Origin of the sequence: Actinoplanes sp. NPDC049802 (assembly GCF_040656595.1) — a bacterium.
Lineage (GTDB): Bacteria > Actinomycetota > Actinomycetes > Mycobacteriales > Micromonosporaceae > Actinoplanes.
Genome location: NZ_JBFAMR010000157.1, coordinates 1 through 4,890, shown reverse-complemented (window position 1 = coordinate 4,890; position 4,890 = coordinate 1). Strand labels below are relative to the sequence as shown.

Below are 4,890 nucleotides of genomic sequence, written 5' to 3'. Positions count from 1 at the left end.
GGTGTCCGACCGCGCCGCTGAGCGGTAAACAACTACCACCAGAACCGCCCAGACGAGCCTGATCAGGCATCAATCGCGCACCAAGTCGTTAGGCGGTTGTGTCGATGAAGCCGAAGCCGTGGCCTGAGGTTCCGGAACTGACCGCGCGGATGGCGCGGGCGGCGGTTCGGAAGGGGAATCTAGCGACCCGGATCCGTGATGAGTAGGCCGTGTTTAAGAAGTGGCGGTGATGGTGGCCTGGTCAGGTCACAGGCGGCGTGTCGGTGATCGAAAAGTAGGGAGGTCTCCGGTAGATCGTTCATCGACGAAGAAGAACATCTGCACGGAGACCTCGTGGACACCATACCGGTGGCGGGGCGGCACGATCTGACCGGTGAGCAATGGAGCGTTCTGGAGCCGCTCCTGCCGGTCGGGAGGAAGCCGGGACGCCCGCCGACGTGGACGAAGCGGCAGCTCATCGATGGGATCAGGTGGCGGGTCAGAGTCGGGGCTCCCTGGCGAGACGTCCCTGCACGGTACGGTGATTGGCGCAGCGGGTACGGGCTGTTCCGCCGGTGACAGCGCGACGGGACCTGGGCAAGGATCCTGGCCGGGTTGCAGGCCCGTGCGGACGCGGCCGGGTTGATCACCTGGGACGTCAGCGTGGATTCCACGATCGCTCGGGCGCATCAGCATGCCGCGGGTGCCCGCCGCGACGGTGGCCGGCAGGTCGAGCCGCCGGGCGGGGTTCGGGACGAGCCGGCGGATCATGCGTTGGGGCGGTCTCGGGGCGGGTTGACCACGAAGGTCCATCTGGGCTGTGAGCAAGGGCAGAAGCCGTTTTCGGTGGTCCTGACCGCCGGACAGCGCGGCGGCAGCCCGCAGTTCACGACGGTGCTGGACGGTATCCGCGTCAAGCGGCTTGGTGGTGGCCGGCCCCGGACCCGTCCGGACCGGGTCCTGGCCGACAAGGCGTACACGTCGAAGGCGAACCGGGAGTACCTGCGCCGACGAGGGATCAAGGCGACCATCCCTGTCAAGGCCGACCAGGCGGCGAACCGCCGTAAGAAGGGCTCGAAAGGCGGACGGCCTTCGTCGTTTGACCAGCAGTTGTACAAGCAGCGTCACGCGGTCGAGTGCGGTATCAACCGACTCAAGCGCAACCGGGCCGTGGCCACCCGCTACGACAAACTCGCCGTCCGGTACGAGGCGACCGTCCAGATCGCCGCGATCAACGAGTGGCTATGACACTTCTTAAACACGGCCTAGGCGGCGCCGGTCACGTCGAGGATCCAGGCCAGGTTGAAGGCCTCCTCCTTCCAGGAGTCGTAGCGGCCGCTCGGGCCGGCGTGACCGGCGCCCATCTCGGTCTTCAGCAGGTACGTCCCCTCGGGCGCGACCGAGCGCAGCCGGGCGATCCACTTGGCCGGCTCGTGGTACAACACCCGGGTGTCGTTGAGGCTGGTCACCGCGAGGATCCGGGGGTACGCCTGCTTCGTGACGTTCTCATACGGGCTGTAGGACTTCATGTACGCATACACCTCCGCCGAGTCGAGCGGGTTGCCCCACTCCTCCCACTCGGTGACGGTGAGCGGCAGCGACGGGTCGAGAATCGTGGTGAGCGGGTCCACGAACGGCACCTCGGCCAGGACACCGGCGAACGCCTCCGGCGCCAGGTTCGCCACCGCGCCCATCAGCAGGCCACCGGCCGAGCCGCCGCGGGCCACCAGCCGCGACGCCGACGTCCACCGGCTGCGGACCAGCGCCTGGGCGGCCGCCACGAAGTCGGTGAAGGTGTTCTTCTTGGCGAGCATCTTGCCCTGCTCATACCACTGCCGGCCCATCTCGCCGCCGCCGCGCACGTGGGCGATCGCGAAGACGACGCCACGGTCCAGCAGTGACAGCCGCGCGATCGAGAAGTACGGGTCGATGGAATGCTCGTACGACCCGTAGCCGTAGATCAGGGCCGGCGCCGAACCGTCCCGCGGGGTGCCCTTGCGCGCCACGATCGAGATCGGCACGCGGGTGCCGTCGGGGGCCGTCGCCCACTCCCGGAACTGCTCGTAGTCGGCCGGATCGTAGCCGCCCAGCACCGGCTTGCGTTTGCGCAGCGTCATCGACCGGGTGATCAGGTCGACGTCGTACACCGAGTCGGGGGTGACCAGCGAGGTGTACGAGATCCGCACCGAGGACGTCTCGTACTCCGGGTTGCCGGACAGGCCCACGCTGTACAGCGGCTCGGGGAACTCCATGTCGTACGCCGCGGTGCTGCCGTCCGCGATCACCCGGAGCCCGGTCAGGCCGTCGCGGCGCAGCGAGATCACGATGTGCCGCACGAACGCGTCGACCGACTCCAGCCGGGTGCCGGGCTGGTGCGGGATCAGCTCCACCCACTCGCCCGGGTTGTCCACCGACGTGCAGGCCAGCGCGAAGTCCTCGGCCTCGTGGTTGTGCAGGATCAGGAACCGGTGACCGTGGTGCTCGATCGAATACTCCACACCATGACGGCGCTCGGCGATCACGATCGGCTCGGCGGCCGGGCGATGGGCCGGGATCACCCGTACCTCTGAAGTGATCTTGCTCTGGGTGTCGATGACGATGAACTTCTCGCTGCGGGTCAGCTCGACACCCACCCAGAACCGCTCGTCCGGCTCCTCGAAGACCAGCGTGTCCTCGGTCGTGCCGATGGTGTGCCGCCACACCCGGCACGGCCGCCAGGCCTCGTCGACGGTGATGTAGAACAGTTCGCTGCCGTCGGCCGACCAGGCGCTGCCGTAGAACGCGTCCGGGATCTCGTCGGCCAGCACCTCGCCGGTCGTCAGATCCTTCACCCGCAGCGTGAACCGCTCGTCGCCGGCGAAATCGGTGGAGAAGGCCAGCCACCTCCCGTCCGGGCTGACGTCGAACGTGCCGAGCGCGAAGAAGTCCTTCCCCTCGGCCAGCTCGTTGCCGTCCAGCAGCACCTGCTCGCCGGGACGCTCCTCACCCGTGGGTGGGTCGGTCTCACCCGGGCGCGCGGGCATCCGGCAATGAATGCCGTACTGCTTGCCCTCGACCGTCCGCGTGTAATACCAGAACCCGCCCTTGTGGTTGGGCACCGAGAGGTCGGTCTCCTGGGTGCGCGAGCGGATCTCCTGGAAGATGGTCCCGCGCAGCTCCTCCAGATGCGCCGTCGCCTGGTCGGTCCAGGTGTTCTCCGCCTCCAGGAACGCACGGGTCGCCGGGTCGTCCTTGGCGGCCAGCCAGGCGAAATCGTCGGTGACCGTGTCGCCGTGGAAGGTGCGCTCGAACGGCAGTCGGCGGGCGGTGGGTGGACCTTCAATCGTCACCGGAGACACGTTACCGGCCCGATTTCCCACACACACGGACCTCGTTCATTCGAACATGTGTACGATGTGCCAGAGTGGACGATCTTCACCGTGGGGAGGCTTCGGAGTGAGCGGTTCCCTTCTCGCCGACCTCGTGTCGATCTGTGGCCCCGGCGCCGCGCGTGCCGGCCGGCCGGACGACACGGCCACCGGCCTCGGCGCCGATTTCGTCGCCTCCCCGGCCACCCCACGCTCGGTCGCCGACTTGCTCCACATCGCAGTCGAGCGCGATCTCAGCGTCCGGCCGCGTGGTTCCGGCAGCAAAATCCGATGGGGTAGGCATCCGCGGCGCGTCGACCTGATCATCGACACCGGCCGTCTCAACGGGATGTGGGACCACGACGGCGCCACCGCGATCGTGGCCGCCGGCACCCCGGTCGACGCGGCGCAGGCCGCGCTCCGGCCGCACGGCCGCCGTCTCACCCTCGACCCACCGTCAGCCGGCGCCACCGTCGGGGGTGTTCTGGCCATGAACGAGTCGGGGCCGCTGCGGCACCGCTTCGGCGCGCCCGCCGGGCAGGCGCTCGGCGTCAGCCTGGTCGATCCGGCCGGCCGGATCACCGAGACGGCCGAGTGGGAGGCCACCACCGGCGAGATCCTCACCTCGGCGCTGCTGCCGTTGGAGGACCTTCCCGAGGCCGCGCGCTGGGTGGTCCGCCCGGTGTCCACTCCCACCGAGGCAGGCGAGCTGGTCGCCCAGGCGGTGTCGCGGGACTTCTCACTGAGCGGCGTCGAGGTGGACCTGCCGGCCGCCGGCTCGGGGACGCTCGCGCTGCTGCTGGAGGGCCCGGCCGACCGGGTCGCCACCAGCGCCGCCCGCCTGGCACGGCAGCTGGGCCCGCGGGCGATCATCCAGGCGGAGCCGCCACCGTGGTGGGGGCGATACCCCTTCGGTGATTCCGACGTGGTCCTGCGGATCCGGGTGCGGTCCCGCGACCTGCACGCGGTCGGCTACACCTTGCGCGACGCGGTCGGCGCCCCGGTCCCGGTCCGAGGCTCCGCCGTCGCCGGTGTGGTCCACGCGGTCCTGCCCCGAGGTCTGAGCGCCGCCCGGATCGGCGACGTGGTGGTCGCCCTCAAGCAGGTCCTGCTGGGCCGGGGCGGTCGCGTCGTCGTGCTCACCGCGCCACCCGAGCTGGCCGCCCAGATGGAGATGGCCCGCCCCGAGGAGTTGCTGTGACCGCGGCCCGCCGTCGACGCGGTGTTCCGGCGCCCGGAGCAGTGTGTGCGCTGAGAACGCGACGCCCGTTGTGTTGTGGGTGTCGCGCTTCCGTGTCCCGTCTCATCGGATGGTCGACGGGACTGCCCGCTGCGCGGTTGTCTTCTCCGGCCGGCTGTCAGGGCTGCCCGTTCGTCGCTGCTGCAACGGCTGGTGGAGCGGCTGTCGGTGACGGTCTACGACCGGTACGGGACCGGGCTGTCGCGCGGTCCGGTGGACGACTTCGGTTGGCACCGACATCCAGCTGGAGGACCTGCACCCGAAGGCGTTCATCCGCAAGCACCTGCTCAGCGAGGAGGACGAGCAGGCGTTGCGCAAGCCGCT

At 69.5% G+C, this 4,890-nt stretch carries 2 protein-coding genes and 2 pseudogenes; 3 read left to right on the top strand and 1 reads right to left on the bottom strand.

Features of this window, described 5'->3' with window-relative positions; all coding sequences use genetic code 11:
* Nucleotides 1-333: 333 nt before the first annotated feature.
* A pseudogene (locus tag AB0I88_RS40935) lies at nucleotides 334-1,227 on the top strand (IS5 family transposase).
* 17 nt (nucleotides 1,228-1,244) lie between these two features.
* On the opposite strand, the gene AB0I88_RS40930 reads toward AB0I88_RS40935, so the two are convergent.
* On the bottom strand, nucleotides 1,245-3,308 hold the full coding sequence (locus AB0I88_RS40930; protein WP_361037638.1) for a S9 family peptidase: 2,064 nt from the start codon (nucleotides 3,306-3,308) through the stop codon (nucleotides 1,245-1,247).
* A gap of 106 nt (nucleotides 3,309-3,414) precedes the next feature.
* Here AB0I88_RS40930 and AB0I88_RS40925 point away from each other — a divergent pair, with 106 nt between their 5' ends.
* Together AB0I88_RS40925 and AB0I88_RS40920 are read left to right on the top strand one after the other, a co-directional pair.
* Nucleotides 3,415-4,527, top strand: a complete 1,113-nt coding sequence (locus AB0I88_RS40925; RefSeq protein WP_361037636.1) for an FAD-dependent oxidoreductase — start codon at nucleotides 3,415-3,417, stop codon at nucleotides 4,525-4,527.
* Nucleotides 4,528-4,730: 203 nt separating this feature from the next.
* A pseudogene (locus tag AB0I88_RS40920) lies at nucleotides 4,731-4,890 on the top strand (preprotein translocase subunit TatB); the annotation flags it as partial.